Origin of the sequence: Fodinibius salipaludis (assembly GCF_002287075.1) — a bacterium.
GTDB classification, from domain to species: Bacteria; Bacteroidota; Rhodothermia; order Balneolales; family Balneolaceae; genus Fodinibius; species Fodinibius salipaludis.
The window spans coordinates 1-1,743 of the sequence record NZ_NSKE01000026.1; the positions used below are offsets into that span (position 1 = coordinate 1).

Below are 1,743 nucleotides of genomic sequence, written 5' to 3' on the forward strand. Positions count from 1 at the left end.
GATAATCTTCGAGGTCTGGTCCGAAGACTCTTTAATATCTTCCATAGCCTCCTTCATCCGATTCATCGCCTCAACGCCTTCTTCCACCATCGGCTTGGCTTCATTCATCGCGGTCTCAGCTTCAGCTGAGTTTTGGTCGGTCTGTTTCAGCTGAGAGGAAATCTCTTCCAGCGATGAGGTCGTCTCCTCCAGACTTGCCGCCTGCTCGCTGGCACTTTCCGCCAGCTCTTGGCTTGCTCCCGATAGTTGTGAAGATGAAGAGTGGACTTGATCTGCCCCATTAGAAAGCTGCTTTATAATACGGGTCAGCGTTTTATTAATAGAATTACTGAAAATCCAGGCAATATAGGACCCACCCAATACTACAAGTAAGAGGAAAATTCCTGCATTTCGCCATATAAGAGCCTGAGACTCAGAAATTATCGTATTTACATCAGTCATTGGAATTCCAACAAAATAAATCCCAATGATATCATTTTCTTCATTAATAATAGGATCATATGCTGTTATGTAAGGTTTTCCAAGTATTACAGCATTACCAATATATAGTGACCGATTCATCACAGGTTCGTAGGCGTCACTCCCTGTACCAAGCTTCGTTCCCACCGCTCGTTGTCCATTATCTTTTCGAATACTGGTTATAACCCGTGTAAAATCATTACCATCACGCTGAAAAATAGTGGCAGCCACTCCATGCTCGTTTGCAAACTCATCAATAATATCAGAACGCCCAGCAATGGCAGATTGATCAGCATCTACCAATTCTCCATTAGATAACTCCACTCCTCCAAAATGGTAATCCGAAAAAACTTCCAAAGCATTAATATCACCATCCATTTTCATGTTCAAGGTATGATCAGTAAGCTCCTCCAAACTGCTATTGGCGGTATAAATAGTAACTCCGGTTAAAAGAAGGCCGGTCACAACTATCAACGAAATAGTCATAACAATAAGGCGCTTCTTTATAGTCCAGTTCTTTGCCGATCGGATTTTCTGTTGAATACTCATGTTTTCTCTGGTTAGTGTTTGTTGACTTCCGGCATATTTGCTAACCTCTTATTTTTGCCGGACACCTTGAATTATTAGATTTTCTTAATCCTATTATCGACCACATTGTAGTAATCTTAACTAATAATCTATGCCCCTTTTATAAATATATTTATCTAAAAAAAGGGGGATCTTATAACAAGATTCCCCCTTTCTTAGAGCAAAACTACAGGACACTATTACAGGCTAACAGCAACCTATAATCAAAATCCGCTGAAGTCGTCTTCATCTTCATCAAAGGGAATCAACTCATGTCCATTTTCATTGTTGCTGCCATTAGAGTAATCTTTCTTGTACTGATTATTTAATGAACTATTATTCTGTTTCTTGGAGTGTCCGTTACCTTTCGCTGACTCAACCTCCCAAGAGTTGCTGCTACTGCCATTGCCTTCATTATGACCATCAGTGCCTCCAACCAAGTATCTTAATTCATTGACTATAACTTTCAGCTCAGCCGCCTGAGAGGAAAGCTCCTCAGCAGAACTGGCCGACTCCTCCGATGCCGAAGCGTTGCCCTGCACTGCCTCATCCATTTCAGTCATGGCCGAGTTAATTTGCTGTACCCCACTTGACTGCTCCTGGGATGCTGCCGAGATCTCCACCACAAGCGTGCTCACATTATTTACACTTTCTTCAATCTTTTCCAGGTTTTTCGACACCTCTTCGGCTACCCGGGCCCCACGATTAGAGCTTTCC

1 protein-coding gene and 1 pseudogene are annotated in these 1,743 nt (G+C 42.3%); both read right to left on the reverse strand.

The annotated features are described in order from the left end of the window. Nucleotides 1-1,008, reverse strand: a 1,008-nt coding sequence (locus CK503_RS15860; protein WP_176466335.1) for a methyl-accepting chemotaxis protein, incomplete at its 3' end; no start/stop codon positions are given. A 242-nt stretch (nt 1,009-1,250) separates the two neighbouring features. Further along, nucleotides 1,251-1,743, reverse strand: a pseudogene (locus CK503_RS15865) (methyl-accepting chemotaxis protein); the annotation flags it as partial.